The organism is Mastigocoleus sp. MO_188.B34 (genome assembly GCF_030065675.1).
In the GTDB taxonomy this organism is placed as follows: domain Bacteria; phylum Cyanobacteriota; class Cyanobacteriia; order Cyanobacteriales; family Nostocaceae; genus Mastigocoleus.
On record NZ_JASJDK010000053.1, the window covers coordinates 16,714 to 36,811 of the forward strand.

General features: G+C 33.9%; 15 protein-coding genes. 3 read left to right on the top strand and 12 right to left on the bottom strand.

Annotated features, from left to right (window positions below; all coding sequences use genetic code 11):
* Nucleotides 1-113: 113 nt before the first annotated feature.
* From QNJ50_RS14410 to QNJ50_RS14450, 9 genes are all read right to left on the bottom strand, one after another.
* The gene (locus QNJ50_RS14410) at nt 114-1,583 is read right to left on the bottom strand and encodes an HlyD family efflux transporter periplasmic adaptor subunit (RefSeq protein ID WP_300636313.1); all 1,470 of its coding nucleotides are present in this window, start codon (nt 1,581-1,583) and stop codon (nt 114-116) included.
* Between the two features lie 43 nt (nt 1,584-1,626).
* On the bottom strand, nt 1,627-3,594 hold the full coding sequence (locus QNJ50_RS14415; protein ID WP_300636314.1) for a hypothetical protein: 1,968 nt from the start codon (nt 3,592-3,594) through the stop codon (nt 1,627-1,629).
* Nucleotides 3,595-3,848: 254 nt separating this feature from the next.
* On the bottom strand, nt 3,849-4,127 hold the full coding sequence (locus tag QNJ50_RS14420; protein ID WP_300636316.1) for a hypothetical protein: 279 nt from the start codon (nt 4,125-4,127) through the stop codon (nt 3,849-3,851).
* A 410-nt stretch (nt 4,128-4,537) separates the two neighbouring features.
* On the bottom strand, nt 4,538-4,801 hold the full coding sequence (locus QNJ50_RS14425; protein WP_300636318.1) for a CTB family bacteriocin: 264 nt from the start codon (nt 4,799-4,801) through the stop codon (nt 4,538-4,540).
* Between the two features lie 418 nt (nt 4,802-5,219).
* Nucleotides 5,220-5,474: a hypothetical protein gene (locus QNJ50_RS14430; protein WP_300636319.1), complete on the bottom strand. Its 255-nt coding sequence runs from the start codon at nt 5,472-5,474 to the stop codon at nt 5,220-5,222.
* A gap of 275 nt (nt 5,475-5,749) precedes the next feature.
* Nucleotides 5,750-6,004: a CTB family bacteriocin gene (locus QNJ50_RS14435; RefSeq protein WP_300636321.1), complete on the bottom strand. Its 255-nt coding sequence runs from the start codon at nt 6,002-6,004 to the stop codon at nt 5,750-5,752.
* Between the two features lie 611 nt (nt 6,005-6,615).
* Nucleotides 6,616-8,061, bottom strand: a complete 1,446-nt coding sequence (locus tag QNJ50_RS14440; protein WP_300636323.1) for an NB-ARC domain-containing protein — start codon at nt 8,059-8,061, stop codon at nt 6,616-6,618.
* A gap of 1,734 nt (nt 8,062-9,795) precedes the next feature.
* Nucleotides 9,796-12,240, bottom strand: coding sequence for a hybrid sensor histidine kinase/response regulator (locus QNJ50_RS14445; protein WP_300636324.1), 2,445 nt, complete (start codon nt 12,238-12,240; stop codon nt 9,796-9,798).
* A gap of 269 nt (nt 12,241-12,509) precedes the next feature.
* Complete coding sequence (locus QNJ50_RS14450) at nt 12,510-14,063, bottom strand: ABC transporter substrate-binding protein (RefSeq protein WP_300636326.1); 1,554 nt, start codon at nt 14,061-14,063, stop codon at nt 12,510-12,512.
* Between the two features lie 391 nt (nt 14,064-14,454).
* Between QNJ50_RS14450 and QNJ50_RS14455 the strand changes: the two genes are divergently transcribed.
* Complete coding sequence (locus tag QNJ50_RS14455; protein WP_300636327.1) at nt 14,455-14,631, top strand: hypothetical protein; 177 nt, start codon at nt 14,455-14,457, stop codon at nt 14,629-14,631.
* A 757-nt stretch (nt 14,632-15,388) separates the two neighbouring features.
* Here QNJ50_RS14455 and QNJ50_RS14460 read toward each other — a convergent pair.
* A complete protein-coding gene (locus tag QNJ50_RS14460) occupies nt 15,389-16,000 on the bottom strand; it encodes a thermonuclease family protein (protein ID WP_300636329.1) in 612 nt (203 codons plus the stop codon).
* A gap of 749 nt (nt 16,001-16,749) precedes the next feature.
* On the opposite strand from QNJ50_RS14460, the gene QNJ50_RS14465 reads away from it, so the two are divergent.
* Nucleotides 16,750-17,520 (top strand): GTP-binding protein, encoded by a 771-nt coding sequence (locus tag QNJ50_RS14465; RefSeq protein ID WP_300636331.1) that lies wholly within the window; start codon nt 16,750-16,752, stop codon nt 17,518-17,520.
* 200 nt (nt 17,521-17,720) lie between these two features.
* On the opposite strand, the gene QNJ50_RS14470 is transcribed toward QNJ50_RS14465, so the two are convergent.
* Nucleotides 17,721-17,966 carry a hypothetical protein gene (locus QNJ50_RS14470; protein WP_300636332.1) on the bottom strand — a complete coding sequence of 82 codons (246 nt, stop codon included), beginning with the start codon at nt 17,964-17,966 and terminating at the stop codon, nt 17,721-17,723.
* Between the two features lie 217 nt (nt 17,967-18,183).
* Nucleotides 18,184-18,852 carry a VTT domain-containing protein gene (locus QNJ50_RS14475; protein ID WP_300636334.1) on the bottom strand — a complete coding sequence of 223 codons (669 nt, stop codon included), beginning with the start codon at nt 18,850-18,852 and terminating at the stop codon, nt 18,184-18,186.
* Between the two features lie 54 nt (nt 18,853-18,906).
* Here QNJ50_RS14475 and QNJ50_RS14480 point away from each other — a divergent pair, with 54 nt between their 5' ends.
* On the top strand, nt 18,907-19,998 hold the full coding sequence (locus tag QNJ50_RS14480; RefSeq protein WP_300636336.1) for a tetratricopeptide repeat protein: 1,092 nt from the start codon (nt 18,907-18,909) through the stop codon (nt 19,996-19,998).
* Nucleotides 19,999-20,098 lie beyond the last annotated feature (100 nt).

The following is a 20,098-nucleotide window of genomic DNA, read 5'->3' on the forward strand; positions in this document are numbered from 1 at the left end:
TTTAAATTCTTCTGGTTCTTAAGCTCATCCCGAATAATAGAATTAAGTTCTAATTTGTAACATCACACGCTCGGAATTATTAATAAATTTCCCAATTACCCATTACCAATTACCTAAAAACTCGATATAAGTCGTGCTTTCCTGAGAATAAACTTGAGTATTGTTTCCTCCCGAGAAATGATGCTAGCTTTACCTTCCATCCCCGGAAGTAAAGTACACTGATTAGCACCTTCTCCCACATACAAAGCTTCAGGTATGATGGTTACTTCATAGGTTGCACCGATAGATGAATTCCCATTATCATTGCTTGTATTAGGTAAAGCATCCGGTGCAATAGTTTCAACCTTACCTTTAAGAGTGCCAAAGTCAGGATAAGGACAAGCAGAAACTTGCATTTGTACTTTTTGTTGTGGTCTTACTTTATCAATATCTTGAGCCGCAACTTTAGCCTTGATTCTTAATGGAGCATCGCTAGGAGCTATATTTGCAATTACTTCTCCGGAACGCAACACTTGCTGTGGGTTACGCAGATTTAACTCAAGTACAGTACCAGCGACGGGAGCGCGAATAATAGTTAATGCTAGGTCTTTCTCTACTTGTTTGAGTTCCCTCATGTCGCGTTGTAATTTTTTTTCTAATTCCAGACGGGAGATAAATAAGGTTTGTAGTTCTTTGTTTAAAGCAGCTAGAGTTGCTTCACCTCTAACTTTAGCTTGTTGGATTCCTTGTCGGGAAATTAAGATATTTGCATTACTTGGATTGACAGCGGTTTGAGCCCTAATAAGATTTATTTGAGCAATATTTAGCGCTTCTTCTGTCTCTGCTAATAAAGTTTTAGCTGAAGATTTTGCTTGTTCTAATTTCGCTTGAGCTGCTTTGACAGCTTGCTCTTTTTCTTCAAAATAATTACGTGAAATAGCTCCTTCTTTTAATATGGGTAACATCCTATCTCTTTGGGCTTTTGCTAATCTAAAAGAAGCTTTGGCTTCTTCGATAGTTGCTTGTAAGGCTTTCTCTTTTTGAAGTCTTGTTAATTTTAATTGGGCAAATTGTTCACTAATTTTTGCTTGTTCTAAGTCAGCATTTGTAATATTTTTCCGGTCTTGATAAAGGCGTTCATTTTTTTGTAGGTCTGCTTGAGCTACTGAAACATTATGCTCCATTAAGCTTTCTTGGGCGTGCATCTGCACTCTTAATTCTCGGATTTGAGCATTCATCTGTCCTATTTGTAAACGAGATTCTTCGATAGAATCTTTTAGTTGTTCTTTGCGGGTTCGCAGACGAAAATCATCAATACTAGCAATTATTTGTCCTAATTTGACAGCTTGATTTTTGCTAACTTTAATTTCTTGAACTTTCCCATCAATTGCAGTTTGTACTAAGCGTAATTCTCCTGCGGGACGAATTGTAGCTGAGGTTTTGACTGCAACTCTATATTCTAGTACTGAAGAAGCTGTTACACCACAAGCAAATAAAACAACTAAAAATCCTCCTCCTATGGTTAACCAAGAGCTAATTTGAGGAAGAAATTCATTTTCCTGAACCTGTGGGATTTGATTTGATGTTGGGGTGTAGGAGTCCATGAAATTTACAATTAAAGGATTTAATCAAAATATATGTGTCACATTAGGAAATATTGCTTGATTGTTTGAGAGAGTTTTTGTTTCTGAAGCCAAGACCATATTTTTGAGATAAATTAGCAATTTTTGTAATGCTAGTTTTATCGAAAGCTAATATACTATTATCAAAGTTATTAGCTGCTAATAGTAAAAACATAGAAGGCATCAAATTACTACTTACACTTGGAATATGTTCGGGAAAATTTGTATTAACTGTTCTGGTTTTAAAGGAATTATTAAGATTACCGATCGAATCTTGACCAATACTAGAGATATTAGAATCGCTCGTATTAAACTTGAAAACATTGCTATTCAATAAAGTATAATCACCAATTTCTAAATTTCCGATATCAAGGTAATTATCTTTTTCTTTATAAGTATTTATTGAAGAATCAAATGTCAAACCTTGCAAATTTTCAAAATGATTTATTCCCGGATTTATACCCGTTAATCCGATTGAATCTAATTCTATGGTTCGCAATTGGGAATTCAAATCACTTCCGCTCAATAAACTATTGAGGTTTTTACTTTCAGTTCCAGAACTGAGATTAGCAAACCAATGATTGTTATCATTAATCAACCTCACTCCAGAGATATTCTCTAATAGGAATCCACTGGAATTTAAGTTATTGATAGTATAATAATTACCAAATTCAGTTAATCTTGTATCTAATCCAGAACTGGGAGATATATCTATGGAATAACTTGCGATCGGTACACTTGCGATCGGTAAACCGGTAGATGAACCTGAGGATAAATTTGAAAATGGCAAATCCTGTATATTTTCATTACTGTTAGGAGTTATACCTAAAATCGAAGCAATTAGTTCTTCACTACTCCCAACATTACCAGACAGCAGATAGGATTTTGTACTGTATATTTCTCTATGATAGTTGCTAGTACTAAAACCAAAACCAGCACCAAAATTACTATCGAACAAACTATCTAGATCTAATTCTCTCTGGTTTGCATAAATACTTCCAGACCCATTTGAATTGCGATCGCTAATTCTCTCCCAAGATCCAGACAAAGCAGCTTGACTACCTGCGATTCCTGAAACTGTATTTAACGACAACCATAAATTATCGGAGGAACCCAAAGACTCGTTAACAAAAAAGCTATTACTAATATTCTGACTACTGAAACTTGTAATACCTTCTTTTCCTGTTCCAGATAGCATCAAAGGTGAGGATACTTGCTTCGAGAGAAAGATACCACTTAAAGCTTCAGTATCTATATTTACAGAAAGTGCAGATGATGTAAACGCACTACCAAGAAGTCCAGAAATCCTAGATACGTCTGTTTGCTGAAAATCAGCAGAGTAATAAGTGAAACTTAAAGCAAAGTTACTAATATTTGTTTGTTTATTCGTTAACTGAGTTCCAAATTGATTATTCCCTGGAATTAAATGTGATAAATCTAAATTTGATGATGTTTGAGGGAAAAATATACCACTGACCGCAGCAGTATCCACATCTAAAGACCAACTTGATGAGGTTGCTATGTTACCAGCAGACCCAGAAAGATTGAAGGTTTCCGTTCCTTGAATATTTGCAGAATAATTGGTGATGCTTAAAGCAAAATTATTTATATTATTATTATCTAATACTTTGCTTACTTCATCTTTATACCTTGTTGGAAGAGCAGCAAATATTTCAGAATGAAGCAATGCTTCTGTGGATGAAGAGTTACCTGAAATCAAAACACTACTCGAACCAATACTTTCTGCACTTAAAGAAAATGTAGATGAACCCAATAAATTATTTAAAGAGTTCTCAATACTAAAATTTTCAATTACAGATACCTGAGTAGAATTATATGCAGTAAAAGTATTAGAATTATCTAAAATCTTATCTTCAGAATGAGATAAATATGGTTTATTATTTCCATTTGTAAAACCACCAGATATTACTGATTGTTCTAGCTCAGATAACTCTACAAATAAGTTTGAAAGTGGAACATTTCTTCTGGACATCTTGACACCTCAGCCTAACAATTCAGTCAAGATTTATAAAAATAATTTTACAATTTTGATTTGATAATGTGAAGAATAAAAATTTAAACTATGTAATTGCAAATCAATTATATAGATTAAAAATATTTTTGAAACTCTATAAATTAGATAAATTAATAAATGGTTAGTTTTATATAAAAAGGGTAAGGAGAAAGATAATGTGAATAAAATCATCTTTCTCAATTATCTGTCAAAGATGTAATTAATACATCTATTTAACCAATTGTTAAACGATTTATATCTGTCTCTTCAACCTTAGATTCACCTGTGAATATTTCACCATCTTCATCAGACTTAGAAAATCTATCAGAATTTTCTTCTCTTTTATAAAAACTAGTTTGGTTAATCTCTAAACCAAATAATCTCCCGAAAGGAAATCCTACATATGAAAATCTTGGTATTTTAGAAAATGACGATCTACCACCATTGATAGCTTCTTCTTGAAGAGTAGATAATTCGATGAATGATTCTGATTTATTTAACGAATGAGACATCAAATTTACCTCATAACATAATCATAAATCCATTTAATCAACTGAAAAATACCCAAAATTCTAACTTCAGCGATATTTACTAACAAACCTTAATCAACTTTAATTTGTATGAAAATTCCAGAACTTTTAGCTAAAAAATATTCAATATTATGTAGTAAAAGCTCTGGAATAGCCCAGAAGAAAATAACACTGAAATGTTGTAAATAATATAGTAATTCATCGCATAAAATATATGAATTACTATGTTAATTTTATGAAATTAATTTACAGTTTTTTAAGGTTGGGCAAAATCATATGCATCTAAAAATTGATTTTTATATTGCTTGAAATTACCCACCTTTTGAATTTTCGGTATTGTAGTCTGATGGAATTAGTTACGCATTCAGTTAGTCAAATGACTTTTATCGCTTCTAGTGGTCGAATACAATAACATTGAGTCCACTAGTATCAAGAACTTTTTTGCTTAATGCACCAGTTGCAACACTACCATCCTTACCAGATGCAGATACTGTTGCTAAATCGATAGATTTATATAAGAAATCAGTTTTACTTACACCGAAGTTACCGATATCATCTAATTTGATATCGTCACCATTACCACCAGAAATAATTTCTTCTTGTTCTTCAGATAATTGTGCGAACAATTTGGCTTCTTCGTTATTTGTAAAAGACATATTTCTGCCTCACATGAACTTAGGATACTTCAGAAAAGTGAACTTAAGATTTATAATTTGTTTCTTAGCTCTTGACCTTTTCTATATTTGTATTGTTGCAATATTTTTTCTGTTTGTCAGTCGGAAATAATCGGTATTATAGTCTGTAAATTAGTCGGATTAAGTAGGATAATTTTGTTGATGAATACTTTAACAAAAACCATAAATAAATTCCTATCATAAAATATTCCATAAATATTTAGCATATCGTGTATATAATAATCAAGATAATCGATATAATAAATTAACACGCCCGCTACACAATATTTATATCGTGTAACGAGCGTGCTATTATTTTAGAATTTTTCCTACAGATTTGTATGATTTTCTGTTATAGAAAAATTCATGTTTGCTAAATATTTACTTTTACACACTAAATCTAATCTTCCAGAAAAACTGAAAAACTACCCGTTGGCTGAGAATTAGATATTAACTTTCTTTCCGATTCTTCTTCTAGAAATTCAGCTGTGGTTAATCCAATATCTTTGCCTAAAATTTTGGCAGATTCGGGAGTAGTAAGACTCTTAAAGTCATTAACATTGACTGCTGAATTAGATTCACCACCTGCAATAATTTCTTGTTGCTCGTCAGATAAATCTGCGAACCATTTACTTTCTTGAATTCTGATGAACATAATATTAACCTCGTAGGGAATATTCAAAAAAATAGGCAATATTTGTGTACATTTATCTAACTAATGTCTATATTGTCTGAAAATTCAATCTTTATGCCAATTTTTTTGAATTAACTATATCGTAAGTAGTACTAAATTAATCAAATATAGGAATCTACTTTAACTTATACAAGAATTTTTGGACTGTAGCTTTACCATCAAAGTTCATTAGTCGTGCGGTATATTCTCATAACTTCAACAAGATTCCTATACTTGTTTGTAAAGTTGATTAATTATTAACCAACAGCAATAGCATTAATACCACTTGTCTCGATCAATTCTTTAATATAGGAACCACCAGCAACGCTACCTTCAGGACCAGATGCTGAAAATGTGTGCAGAACCGAAGCTTTTTCTAAAAAGTCAGTTTTACTTATCCCAAAATCACCTTCAAATTTCTTGGGAAATGAAGAACCTCCAGATATAATTTCCTCTTCTTCTTCAGATAATTCTACGAACAAATTAATTCTCTCATTCTTGATAAAAGACATATTTCTGTCTCCCATTCAACCAATAATATAGTTCAGTTAGCAAAGAAAATTTAGCCAAAATATACTTAAGGTGACAACAAAATTAATCAAAACTGATATTTAGTTTGTCTACCAAAAGATAGGTGCTACCAGATAAAAGAAAAAACTGAGAATTTGCATTACTCCAATAGAATCTAAACCTTATGCAAACCTAAACTCAACGCTACATTCCTTAAAGGATTTTTTAGTAGCTAGCGAACTAAAATAAAAAGCAAGTCAAAACCAAGACTCTCTTGTGACTCCCCCTACAAGAGCTGTTAAGACTCCCTTGTAAATAGCTTTTGAACTTTTCTATATTTATATTTGCAAAAAAATTTAGACTTGTCAGTCGGAAAAATTCGGTTATATAGTCTGGGAATAAGTAGGAATAAGTCGGAGAAAATGTTTATATTAATTGCATTTTATTCTTGGGGAGTAAAATGTGTAGAAATGTAACGTTGTGAAAGTTTATCGAGAATTTATTTACATGAATAGTTTAGAATTTGGGATTAGGAAATATCTATTGATAATTTTAATATCAATGATACTAAATGACTATATTCTTAGTCCTTCTATATCCTTCTAATATTCAATCAAACCTGTTTCATATTTACATAATCCATAATAACCGGTTCTTGTTTCAATCCAGCAGGGGTCTTCTCAATCAGGGAACGCTGAAGTAAACTTCTCAATGCTTCCATAAATTTACTTGCAGAACTAGATAAACAAGTTTTTTCCTGCAAGCTTTTAATATCAATAGGAGCTTCATCCAAAGCAATTTGATACATTATTTGCTTTTCTAAAGTTGATAAACGCTCAAATTGTCGAGAAAGCAGATTGCGCAAGTCCCTTATTTCTGAGATCTTGTACTCTCCTACCTGCAAAAACTTTGAGATGTTACACTCAAACAATTCTTTGGTTTGAGTCGCTAAAATTTTCAGCATCAAAGGATTTCCAGCATAATACCTCACTAAAAAATTCCAATCACTTTCTGTTGCAGAGAATGGTGAAATCGCCAGTAAAATTTTTTGAATTTCTTTGAGCGGTAAACCCTTAAGGTAAAACGAACGAACGGGTAAGTTTTCCCCCTCTTGGAGTTCCAAATCTCTCGGTTTTTCTCGGGAGGTTAGTACTAAACAGCTCTGATGCTGAATCATACCAATGTACCGAATCAGTTCGCCATATCCTGAATATTCTTCCTTGTAACAACCTACTTGTTCCCCAGGTTCTAAAATTGACTCCAGATTATCAAAAATTACTAAACAACGGTGAGAGCGAAAGAATTCAAGCAAGAGTAATATTTTCTCTTCCACACTTGTGGGTGAGTCTGCAATTTTAGGATAAGTGAAAAAGTTGAGCAATATTGTCATCGTATCTTCAAAAGCCGGAGCTTTATGCAGACTACGCCAAATTATGAACTCAAATTGATTTTGAACCTGTTTTGCTAATTTAGCAATCAAAGTAGTTTTACCAACACCTCCTATACCTAATACTGTCAACAGTCTACATTGGTCTTTATTAATCCATCCTGTGAGGGTAGATAGTTCCTCATCTCGTCCATAGAAACCAGAAATATCAGGAATTTCACCCCAATACTTTTTCCTGTTGTTCAAATAATTACATGGAATTTGATTAGACTTACACAATGCTAATTCTCCAGTAGATAATCGCTGCTCTAGAATTGCTTTAAAATTCTTCTTGTAAACTTTTTGCCCCAACTTTTCAGATACTTGTTTCCATAAATCAGCTGCAACATCTTTGATATGACCTTCTGAACAATTGATTTCGGATGCAATTTCTTCATAGGTTTGACCTTGCCAAGCTCCTTTAAAAATAGCTCTTTGTAAGTTATTTAAAGACTTTCCTTTTATGGATACAAGTGCAGATTCTGCGAGGTTAAAAGCTCGATTCTCTTCAGATTCAGTGATATTTTTGGATAATACTGATTTAGACTCGATTAAATCAGTAGATTTTCGTCTGAGAGAGTAGCTTTCTGCTTCTGGGTATTCAACAAAGTTACATACTTCCGGGAATGTCATTTTCCTAAATCAGTTAGACGACATTAATCAAAAAAGCGAGTCAAACAAGTAGAAAATTGGTAACAAAGCAAACAATATTATCTGATATTGCAACACTCTTTTTATCGTTGCCAATAAACGATAAATGAAAGTCCAACTTTATTCGCGCTAAACTACTTAATTTCTATTCAATGAATCTTGGATTCTAATTACAAAGAATATTTGATACTAAGCATAGAAAAATTCAAAAGCAGAGATGGAGTTTTATAAATAACAGCTTTCAAGTTTTATTACTTAAGTTTCTGATGCTATTTAAGAGTAACAACTAGTAACAGCAACACGAAATCTCCTGATGATTCAGGATATTAAGTCATTTGTAAAAAAATAGCAGTACTCAGTACCTTAACAGCAATAAATCAAAGCTTACACAATTTTGTTCGGGAACAGATTGGTTTGGGAGGAGTAAAAATCTAACTTTTAGATTCTAATCCTACAAGTTCAATTTTCGTAAGTACTATAAGTATGAAAATCATTCTTGTCCTCGATCCTAAACTTATGTAAAGTCCTCAGAAAACTTTACATGTGGGAAGTAAGAATGTTCAATCTGGGAAGCTTTTAGTTCTCTAACTACTAATAAAGCCGTTGAGGGAGGTAACGGTTAATAAGAAGTGGATAAAGTTCGGAGGTTATTGTATAAAAATATCAGTTTTTTCTTTTATCTTTTTAAGGTATAGCCTTGCAAGGGCTCATCCCCGTTCGATTTTCATCTTGCTATAATTGTTAATCCTCCCAGATTCCATATATGTCGGTTTTCAGGGATAGCTCCTTTGTTTTAAAACCGATTCTAAGAAGAAGTTACATCAATAAGCTTAACTATAGCCTCCCCAAAAACAAGAAAACTTCCTTGACAAGGGTTTTGCTAACAAAGCATATTAATAAAAATTTATATAACTCCCATTCTTAAATCAATCCCACAATCGCTAAAAATAAATACTGAAATTCGTAGTACGACATAATAAGAAACTAAGGATAAGTACCTCAAGTCTCTATTCTACAAACCTACTTGCATTTTGTACTTGGTAAAAGATGGACCAACAAAATTCTTGAGAACTTCTATAAGTTCCTAGCAGCGCATTTTACCAAGATATACATATTGAGAGATAAATAGTTTGATTTGTTGTTCTAAATAACTCTCAAATGCACATAGAACACTAGCGAAATCAGCACACACTTCACAAGGGTAAGCTTTATTTGCAAGCATTCGACTTCAGATAGCAATACAAATCCCTCAATGCATAATTTATGACATGGGAATTTTTTAATCTCGGTTATTCTTCATGGTAGCAAATAATAAGAACTAGAGAGTTGCAATTTATTGGAAAAGTTATCCAAATCTCGTAATATTACTCTTATTCCGTTACTCTCTAGGAAAAAAATTAATGATGATGTGTAAATATTGAACTGCGTTCAGGCTTGTCACTTTATTTTATACAATTAAGAATGTAGTCATAACTAAAAGCGAAAAGCATTGTGTGACAAGGATTTTATCTTTTTCTGACTTGCAAATAAAAATCAAAGCATTACATATTTATCGATATTTTTAATTTTCTATAATATATATCTATCCAATATTTGAACTCACAATCAAAATCAAATTTAAAATATTAAAAAAAATTACAAAACAAATAATTGAATTACTATATAGTACTAAAGAATACTAATTGTCTGTGAAAACACTGTTTTATTTTGAGTTAATTAATTCTTACTTAACTCAATAATTGTATCAAAATCATAGCGTGAGGTAAGTATTTTAAGTTTTTCAGCTAAATTTTGATCGCTACTTGGTATCTGTTCTATTAATTGCAAAACTGAATCTGCATCCACTTCAATAGCTGCTTGGTTTAAACTTGCAACCCATTCTTCGGACATTACCCTCAAATCTTTTGGAGTAAGTCTGATTTCTTGAGTGGAATCAGAATCCTCCTCCGAGTCCCGATCTTCATTTTCGCCTTTGTAAATATATTCAACTTCTAAGTATTTACCAATTGTTTCAAAAATTACTTCTTGTTGAAAAGGCTTGTGAACTAAATCATCACAACCTGCAGCTAAAATATCAGCTCGCTGTTCGTCAAAAGCACTCGCTGTCAAAGCGACAATCGCTGTAGCGTGTTCTTGAGATCGCGCCTTGATTTTCCTAGTTGCTTCATAGCCATCCATCAAAGGCATACGCATATCCATCCAGATAAAATGAGGCTTCCATTCTTCCCATTCTTCGATGGCCTCAACTCCATTATTGGCCGTACGTACATCAAAAGCAACTTTGCTCAGTAATTCAGCTAATAAGTCTCGATTTTCTTGACGGTCATCAACTACAAGAATGCGATAATTCTCTTGGGATGGTGCTAATGCAATAACCTGACGTTTTACAGGTTTATCTGTTTTCGATCTTTTCGCTAAAGCAAGTTTAATTTCAAAGTAGAAGGTAGAACCTTTGTCTGGAACACTATTAATAAAGATATCACCTCCCATCATGCGAATGAATTGACGGCTGATAGCAAGCCCTAAACCAGTTCCACCTCTTGCTTGAGCGCCACTTGCAGTTTGTACAAAGGGGTCGAAAATTTTATCTACTTCGTCTGTATTTATACCTTTACCCGTATCTTCCACTTCAAAGTAAAGGGTACAGAGTTTTTCTCCTGGATATTGTTTGTGCCATGATTTAACTTTTACTCTAAATGTAACTCCACCCTTCTGAGTGAACTTAATAGCGTTACCCAATAGATTGATCGACACTTGACGGAGCTTTCCCCGATCGCCAATGACAAAATGGGGTAAATTTGGATCTGTCTCAAATTCCAGTACCAATCCTTTTGCAGTCGCTCGGAGTTGAAACATATCTTTGAGAATTTGCAAAAGGCGATGCAAATTAAAGGATTCTGGATTTAAAACAGTGCGACCGGCTTCGATTTTTGACATTTCCAAAACATCATTAATCAAAGCCAATAAATGCTCCCCACTACGGTTAATGGTCGCAAGAGAATTATGCTGTTGAGAATTGAGCATTTGATCCCGCTCCATTAACTGAGCAAATCCTAAAATTGCATTTAAAGGAGTGCGCAATTCATGGCTCATATTAGCGAGAAATTCACTTTTTGCTCGGTTAGCTGTTTCTGCTTCTTGGGCTTTTAATTCTAATTGATGACTGTAATCTTCTAACTGCTTGCGGGAAATTTCTAGTTGTCGTGACAACCAATACACCCCAATTAATAATATTCCCGCAGCTGTTAAGCCCAAAATTACAATGATGTTCGCCAGTCTACGGGCTGGAGCAAATGCTTCATGCTGTCCCATTTCTACCAGTAAAGCAAATTCTTGCTCGTTCAACCAACGATATACTCCCAATACTGGTATTTGGTTATAGTTACTATAAAGTTCATCACCACTGAGCCCGAGCATTGCCCGATCAATACCATAACTATTAACAGTTTTGAGAGGTTGTTCCCGATTTCCTTTAGAAATAAATATGTTGTCATTACCTACAGAACCAACTAAGTAGGTTTCACCGCTTTTTCCTAAACCTGTTTTTTCACGAACAATTTCATCAATTCGTTCCAGGTTAAGATTCGCCAAAATTGCACCTTGACGGACTCCCGAAATGTTTCTCCAAGTTTTTGATAAAGTTACAGTAAGTTTACCAGTATCATGGGCTCTATAAAAAATTGGTGTAAATTTATCTCCCCGCTTAACTTTCTCAACATCAGTTACGTTTGCTGAAGGTTCGTACTTACCTCGACGCTTTTTGTTCGTAGAAATAATTATTTTATTAGTACGGTCAAGAATCGATATTTCCTGTAAATTTGGTTTGACCTTATTAATTTGTGTCAAATACTGGTGAAGAATTTCAGAGATCGCCTTATACTCAGATTCAGATATATCCTGATCGAGAATTTTATTAATCTTAGCTTTGACGTCTGGAAATTCAGTTACCAGCAAAAAATCCCGTTGCTGGTATTCAAACCAACGGGTAATTTCTTCTTCTTTGAGTGCAGCTGCAACCTTAAGCTTATTAAAAGCTGCTGTTTCGAGAGCTTCCCTTGCACTGAAAAATGCAACTCCTCCAACGACACCAACAGTTAGAAGAGATAGTAGCAAGAAGGAACTTGCAATTTTAGTAGTCAGTTGTTGCTTCCAAAATTTCATTTATCCTTCTCTATCAAGGCTGATTACGGGGTACCCAAAATCAAAAGTGCAGAGTTTAGTCTCAAATTGCTCAACCCTTCACCCTTGATTCGTGATCCTTTACTCTTTTCAGGAAAAAAGTCAAATAAGCAGCTAAAATTAACTAGCTTGTAAAAACCAACTTTTCAAATCACTAACTTTTCAAATCACTAAATTTTCAAATCACTAAATTTTCAAATCACTAACTTTTCAAATCACTAACTTTTTAAAAAAGCAACTTTTTAAGTAGACTAACTTTTTTCCCAATCATCAAAAATTTGCTTGATTTTTTTGATGCATTCATCTGCTGCTTGCTCTGGAGAAATTTTCTTAACAATAACTTTATTCAGACCTTTTCCCCAAACATTTTCATCAAGAACCTTACTGTAAGCAGGATTTTGAGAAATCTGAAAATAGCGAACTCTACCTTGAGTAAAAGTTTTAGTTGCAGTAGAAATGTGGGGATCTTTGGGATTTGTCCAAAAAGGATCTTCCCATACAGGTTTTAAAACTGGTGAATTGCGACCTCCAGCTGTTCTGAGGTAAGTTTTCAATACTTCTGTCTTTACAACATAACGCAAGAATTCCTTAGCTAATTTCTGATTTGTGGAATCGGCTAAGATCGTTGCTTGCTCAGCCATAGTTAAATGTTCCATTGGCTTACCATTTGGTTTGTTGGGAAAAAACTCCAAAATACCCAGCTTATTGTGGTAAATATCCGGATCTTGACGCACAGCCACAGGAATTGACAGACTGGAGTTAGGAGTCATTAATATCTCCCGGTTCAGCAAACTGCGATTATTACCTGGGTTCAACCACGTCAAAGCAGTCGGTGGAATATAGCCCTCTTGGTAAAAGTTTTTGTACCACTCCAACACCTTGATAATACCTTGACGTGTTTCGGGTTTATCAATTAGAAGTTCCCCTGTGGGACTAACAATTTTTACATCGTAAGCTTCCAAAATTTGTTCGAATAAGTAGTAAGTATCGCCAGCTTCCGGTGAAAGAGTAAACCCCAAACTATAAATATTAGATTTTTCACTAGATTTTTGAGCCCGCAAATCGTCTTGAGCTTTTTTCCAAAATTCCCAAAAAGCATCCCATTCCTGGGGAATATCTTTTTCACTACGACCAACCTGCTCTAACAAATCTCGCCAGTAATAGATTTGCATTGTCGCCTGGTGAATTGGGATTCCATAATAACTCCGCTTTTTTTTAACGTTGTTATAAAAATTGACTGTTTCTAAAATTGGTTTGGGATAGAGATTTTTCAGCGGTTCAATGATGTCAGAAACATCTACTAATTTATTTTCCCAAGCAAGACGTGAATTTGGCGATCTCTCAGCTTTAAAACTCATAACCACATCAGGGGGATCGCCTGCTTGCAAGGATCTGCGAATTTTTTTTGCCAGAGAATCAGTCGTATATAAAAGTAGCTGAATTTGATTTCCGGTTTCTTTCTCCCAGTTACTCACCAGTGTGCGGAGGGCTTCATCTTCTTCTGGGTTGAAACCTTTATCCCACCAGACTTTTAGTACTTTTTGATTGACTGAACTTTCAGAAGATGGTGAGGAATTTTTTAATTGATCGCCTCTGCTACAAGCTGTAGCAGTCATAGCAAATACTAAAAACAAACAAATAAATTTAAATATTTTTTGGCGATGACTTCTAGATAAATTTAGTTGTGACTTAAACTTAAACATCGACAACACTGAAACTCTAGGAACTGAATCTCTAGAAATTAAAACTTTAGGGATTGAAATTCGACCGACTCGATTTATTTGTGCATTGCGTATTCTGCGCATATTCATCTATTTAAGGCAGCCAATAAAATTCTTAGATTGTACTTATTAGTAAGATTGAGCATTGTAAGCCGATTAAATTGAACTTCGACGTACAGATGTCTTCTAAGGAGTATAGAAACTTTACGCAATTTTCAAATAAAAATTACATATATTTACAATAATTTCCGATTTAGTAATTGACTAATACTAAAAATTTTATTTGTTATTCATTGTTATCTCTTCTCTATTTATTCCCGATTACCTTTTAATTTAGGATCGGTCAACAAGGGATATTCAAATATTAATACGTAATAGTAATTTTTCTTACAGATTGTCCCTTGAAGTCACCATTTAGTTGCTAGATCGAGCATGGAGTATGACTTGAAGGGAAATTATTTGTGGGAGAAGAACAATGGGAAAAGTGCTGTGGCGAAAATTATTGCTCAAAACCTTTGTCTGGTTGATTACTGAGCTTCTACTAAATCTAATCGGAATTGATGATTTAGCTGATTATAGCGAATTTTTATTTGAGAATAGAACATCAACTCCATCTAGCTCGGGTGTAGCAAATATTTCTTTAGTATCATGAGTAAAATTATATCGCCTAATATAACTAAAAGGCTTTATATCTGACTTTATCTTTTAATCACAAGCTAATAAGTGAATATTTTTTGTTTAATTATAATTAACCTTGTGTAATTATTAATCTTTTATATTCAGTATTTAATCTTTTCTGTTTAATTGCCAATACAAAATAATATTTTAGCTTTAAAATTATCATGCAAAAGCAAGCTAAAAGCTTGATGTTTGTATGTTGCAAATCGGAAAAATTGATTAGGTTCTCCTGCATGACAAAAATACAAACACAAATCAAAGTCAAAATATTTATTTTTTCCCTAGTTCTTCCCGATTGTTCTCTAAATTAAAATCATTCAGCTAAGTCAAATATCTTGCACTTGAGTTGATTGGTAATAGCGCAAAACAAGGCACTTGAATTTATGGGGTTGATATTTTCCAAAATATTATCAACCTCATTTTTTATTGATAAGGTACATGTAGCGCTACGCACAAGTCAAAATAGCTGCGCTAAGAAAGGTCAAAATATTTCAAAATATAACTTATAGCAGAAGTCAGGAGACAGGAGACAGGAGTTAGGAGATAGGAGACAGGAGACAGGAGACAGGAGACAGGAGACAGGAGACAGGAGACAGGAGACAGGAGACAGGAGACAGGAGACAGGAGACAGGAGACAGGAGACAGGAGACAGGAGACAGAAGTAGAATCGGCTTTATAACTGACTTTCAGTTTTTGAACTGTACCTCACTTAGTTGCAATCCGCTATATAATTATTTCTTTTTTTGTTTGCGATATTCCCAAGGGTCAATAAACCTTTTATCGCTCCAAATACCCTTTTTATTGGCTTTTGCTCCTCCTTGGGCTTGTTGAACAAAGATTTTGCTAGGACAATTTTTTAAGTAGGGAGGATAAACAACAGCCAATCCTTCACTGACCAACACTTCTTGGACAAAAGTACCATCAGGTAGCCTTACTTCTGCAACGCTGCGTCCATATCGATCTTTATCGGTTATGTCTAACCTCACGCGATTTCCTGCACCACTTACCAACTCTTGTAAGCGTTCCTGTGCTTTTTTTCCCCATTTAAATTGACTGCGATCGGCTAAACGCCGACTTTTCTTTTCTTTATTTGTATGGGGTATCTCCGGTGCATCCACACAAGCAAAACGCACGCTAATTTTTTCTCCGTTGGGATCGGTTAACGCTAGGGTATCACCATCGCTCACCCGTCGAACTGAATATTCTGGTGGACCAAAAACCCGATCGCATCCAAAGGTTCCAAATAGGAGTACAGTAATACATAACGATATAGTTAATTGTCTTCTGACTTTAAGGTTTGGTGCTATGTACTTTAGTACTTTACGTTTAAATGATTTATCCATTCATTCTCTCCCACGAGTTCATCCGTGGTGATGATAGCAATAATTTTTCTGTTTGTTGCCTTTAAAACGCATAGATTCAGGATACTTGTAGCAATTTAATCCAGGCGAACATATATATATTTCCAGGAACAATTTTCAGTTCTCGAGAATTTTTATAGATAAAGCTTGTTACATTGTGGCTTTCTTCACTCAAGTTATTTGTCAAATAATTAATAATCTTTCTTAATTATTTAAATACGATCTCTGAGTGACACCCTGTCTTGAAAAGTAAATTAATAAAAAGTACCACATAAATTATGAGAGTGGAATTTAGTCAATAAAGACGTCATCTAGTTGTGAATCAACTGCTAATTTACATCTACAACACTTAATGATTGGGTTCAAAGAATTATTTGTTCAACATGAATTGAAGTTAGACAAGTATGTAACTTGAGGTACAAAAATAACAGGTTTATTGACATATATTATTAATTGCCTATAATAATTGCATTAGTTTACTGGTAGTTGTATTTACAAGGAGGACAAGCATTTAAGATAAATCTTGCAATCTGAAGCACAACAAAAAATAAATACAATCAGTAGGTATTTTCAATAAATTATTTTCAACGAACAATCCTGACAAAATCACTATTCAAATAAGTGTCTGAAATTGAAACCGTATAAAAAACTTCTAGCAGATAAAAATTACTGATGGGTATTTATCGCGGACAAATCTAAATAAAAAATTACGCAATATAGCGATACAAAGAATGGACGAAGAAAAAATAGTAGTAGTTGGTGGTTATGTCGGTTGTGGTAAAACTACTTGGATACATCAACAAATAGCTTTAAAGGAAAAAGGTTTTCCACAATATTATAAAAAAATACTATATTTCAAGCCTGGTACGGGGAAATTCCAGATAGACCAAAAGAGAATTAGTATAGATTTTCCTAAAGTAAAAGTATTTGGAGATGGTCAAGAAGAAAAATTCCTTGATGAGCTAGAATCGGCAGATATGGCTTATATAGAACTGGAAAGTAATTTAGGACTAGGCTATATTGAAGAACTTTTAAAAGATTTACCTTATTATCCAGTTGCTATATTACCTCCTCTATGTAAAAGATGTAGATGGCATTCTTGGGGAAAAGAGATACTAACTGGTGCTGCAATTAGAGAAAATTTTCACCAGTTAGAAACTTTTCGCTTAGTAAATACTGGAAAAGTAATTTATATTAATAGTTTTAATAAACTGTGGAATGAAATAACTGAACATATTTATGGAAAAGTTATTCGTGCTAAGGGAATCTTTAATTTAGATGATGGTCGTATCATTTATACAGAATTTATCTCTGATATTCCACCAATCGATTTTTTAGAACTGAATCTACCACGGTATTTACAAGGAGTCCCAAAACGTTTTAGTGGTTTAGAATTGGTAGGTTTTTCTTTAAATGAAGTTTCCTTATTAAGAATTTTGGAAAATAGTTATTTACCAAGCTTTGGTATTTCACAATATCAGCAAGAATTAAAATCGAGTTAATAATATATCTGTAATAATATAAGCAGTATGTCCGTATTACATACATGCCTATGTAAGAATAGTATCTCAAGATAGATAAAATACATAATCAATTGTAGCGTTTGCTTTGCAGCTGTGCTTTAGCCTCCCTCTATCGCATATGTAGAGCTTGCACTTATTCCTAATTAATATCAATAAGGATAAAATCTCTCATCATAAATTTACTCTTTACTTTTTTGCAAAGAGCCATCTGGTAATAACCAGAAAGAAACACGACCAATACGAACTAGTTGAGCTTGTCGTTTATCTGTTTGAATAATATCTCGTATCTTCACCGGGATCGCTCCACCCGGAGGAAAAGCCCAGTACTCTCCATTACGACAAAACGGTTCTGTATAACCATTTTGCTGACACCATTTTTCACAAACACCCTCAATAGCCGCTAAAAAGTTTGGATATTCTTGCATCTGTATTGAATGGTTAATGGAGAGCAGGCAATTACCCTATGATTTATCTAGAATAATTATCAATAAGATAACATGTTATGTCCCACTATGGGTGTTATATATTTTTCATTGTTCGTAAAAAACCAAGTGCAGAGGAATTAATTGTAGAAAGACTAATGTTTGGGACGCAAATTAATAAACCCCAAAAATTGTAATTAAACAATCTGGTTCAACGCTCTCATTCTTTATCAATGACCTCCAGAGATTTTTCCTGTTGTTTGCGTTGAACAATTCCGGTGACGATCGCTAAAACAAATGCTCCAATCATCGCAAGAATCAAGAGCCATGTACTTCCCCCAGAAACACCAGCACCAACAGCTACAATAGTGGCGTTGGAAATGGAAACACCTATTACAAGAGCTGGTATGAACAACTTAGGAGAAGCTTTGGTCAGTCCAACAGCGTAACAGACAAAATCGAATAAACCCGTCATCAAAAAAGCAGTCATCAGGAAAAAATTACGCTCTAAGTGACGTTGACTGAGTTCATCAACGCGATTCATAAAGCGATCGCCAACTAATTTCGCGACTACATCCCGACCGTAACGTCTGGACAAATAGAAGCTTATAGAACAGGAGATGATATCTGCGAAAGAAACTACCGCAACCCCTGTAGTGAAGCCAAACAAACTTCCCGCAAGCAGAGAATAAGCCGAACTTGGAAGCGCCGGAATTACTACGCTAACGAAGCGCAGTGCAAAAATTCCTAGAGGAGCCCAAACTCCCAGTAGCTTAACTTTAGCTTGTACTTGTTCCATTCCATAGGTATTTAAGAGCCATATACCTAAAACTACTAGCAGGACAATTAAGATAAATTTGAGTATTTTAACAACGGTACGCTTGTTCACTTTTAATGTAGTTAGTAACTGAGTTGGCAAACTTCTTGGAACGATAAATTTAGCGTGGCTAATAAGCTTTATCATTTAATTAGATTTTTAAGTCTAACAGATGCTTATGATTACGTAATAAGTATGGGAATTAAACATTTATTTAAACATTTAGTTTTAATTATTTTGGTAACCATTAACTTATCAAACAACTATGCAACGGCACAACCTACACCAAAGTCATCTTTAACACAGAAATCAACGCAAAAGTCAGTAACAACACCTGAAGAGCAGCAAATCCAAGAATTAGAAAGGCTTCAGCGTTCGCAAGAGATAGAAGAGCAGGTAGAAGAAGAGGTTGACCGTACGGTAAACACAGTATTTGAAACTACCATAAATTTAATCAATTGGAACATAGGAATTATCAATCTTTTGTTCATAATAATTCCTATAGGAGGCGCACTTGCTTTTTGGTTCTTCCGCATAATTATAATCAGAAAATTAGAATCAGATATTAAAAATAAGTTAGAAAAAGAAATAGAAGCTACTCAGGAAAAAGTAATCAAATCCCTACAGGAGAGAATAGATACTAATCAGGTAGAAATAGATAAATTAATTAGAGAAAATACTAGTAAAATATCAGAGGCAGAAGAAATGATGTCAGATATTCAAAATAAAATTAATCAGCTTAAATCTGACTTAACAGAAAGTCTGGAGAAACAAAAAGAATTTGTCAATAGTTTTATGGACGAGCTCAATCTTTTATTTACGGATGCTCAACGGGAAAAAGATACAATCGTCCAGAAATTATCCAAATTAGCGCCTCCCCTTTCATCTCTTCCAGATACCCATCAACCAGATATTCAGAAGCAAATACAGGAACTGACAGCAGAACTTGAAGATTTAAAATTGGGGAATCCTCAACTATTTTTTACTACAGATGATTACTTAAAACAAGGTGATGCTTTATTTTTTGAGGGTAGTTACAAAGATGCAATTAAATCCTATGATGAAGTTATTGAAAGACAGCCTGATTCTTATTCAGCTTGGGTGAGTCGCGGTTGGGCTTTGAGAAGGATAAATAAATTTAAAGAAGCTTTGAAAGCTTATGATAAAGCGATCGAAATTAATCCCGACCATCATATTGGTCAGCAATTCTCATTTTGACCAATAATCGTTTAACCCGAAAAAAAATGGAAGCAAATGGAACCGGACTAAAGGGTTTTCAAGACAAATTATTAGTAAATTTTATCAATAGTTTGCATGA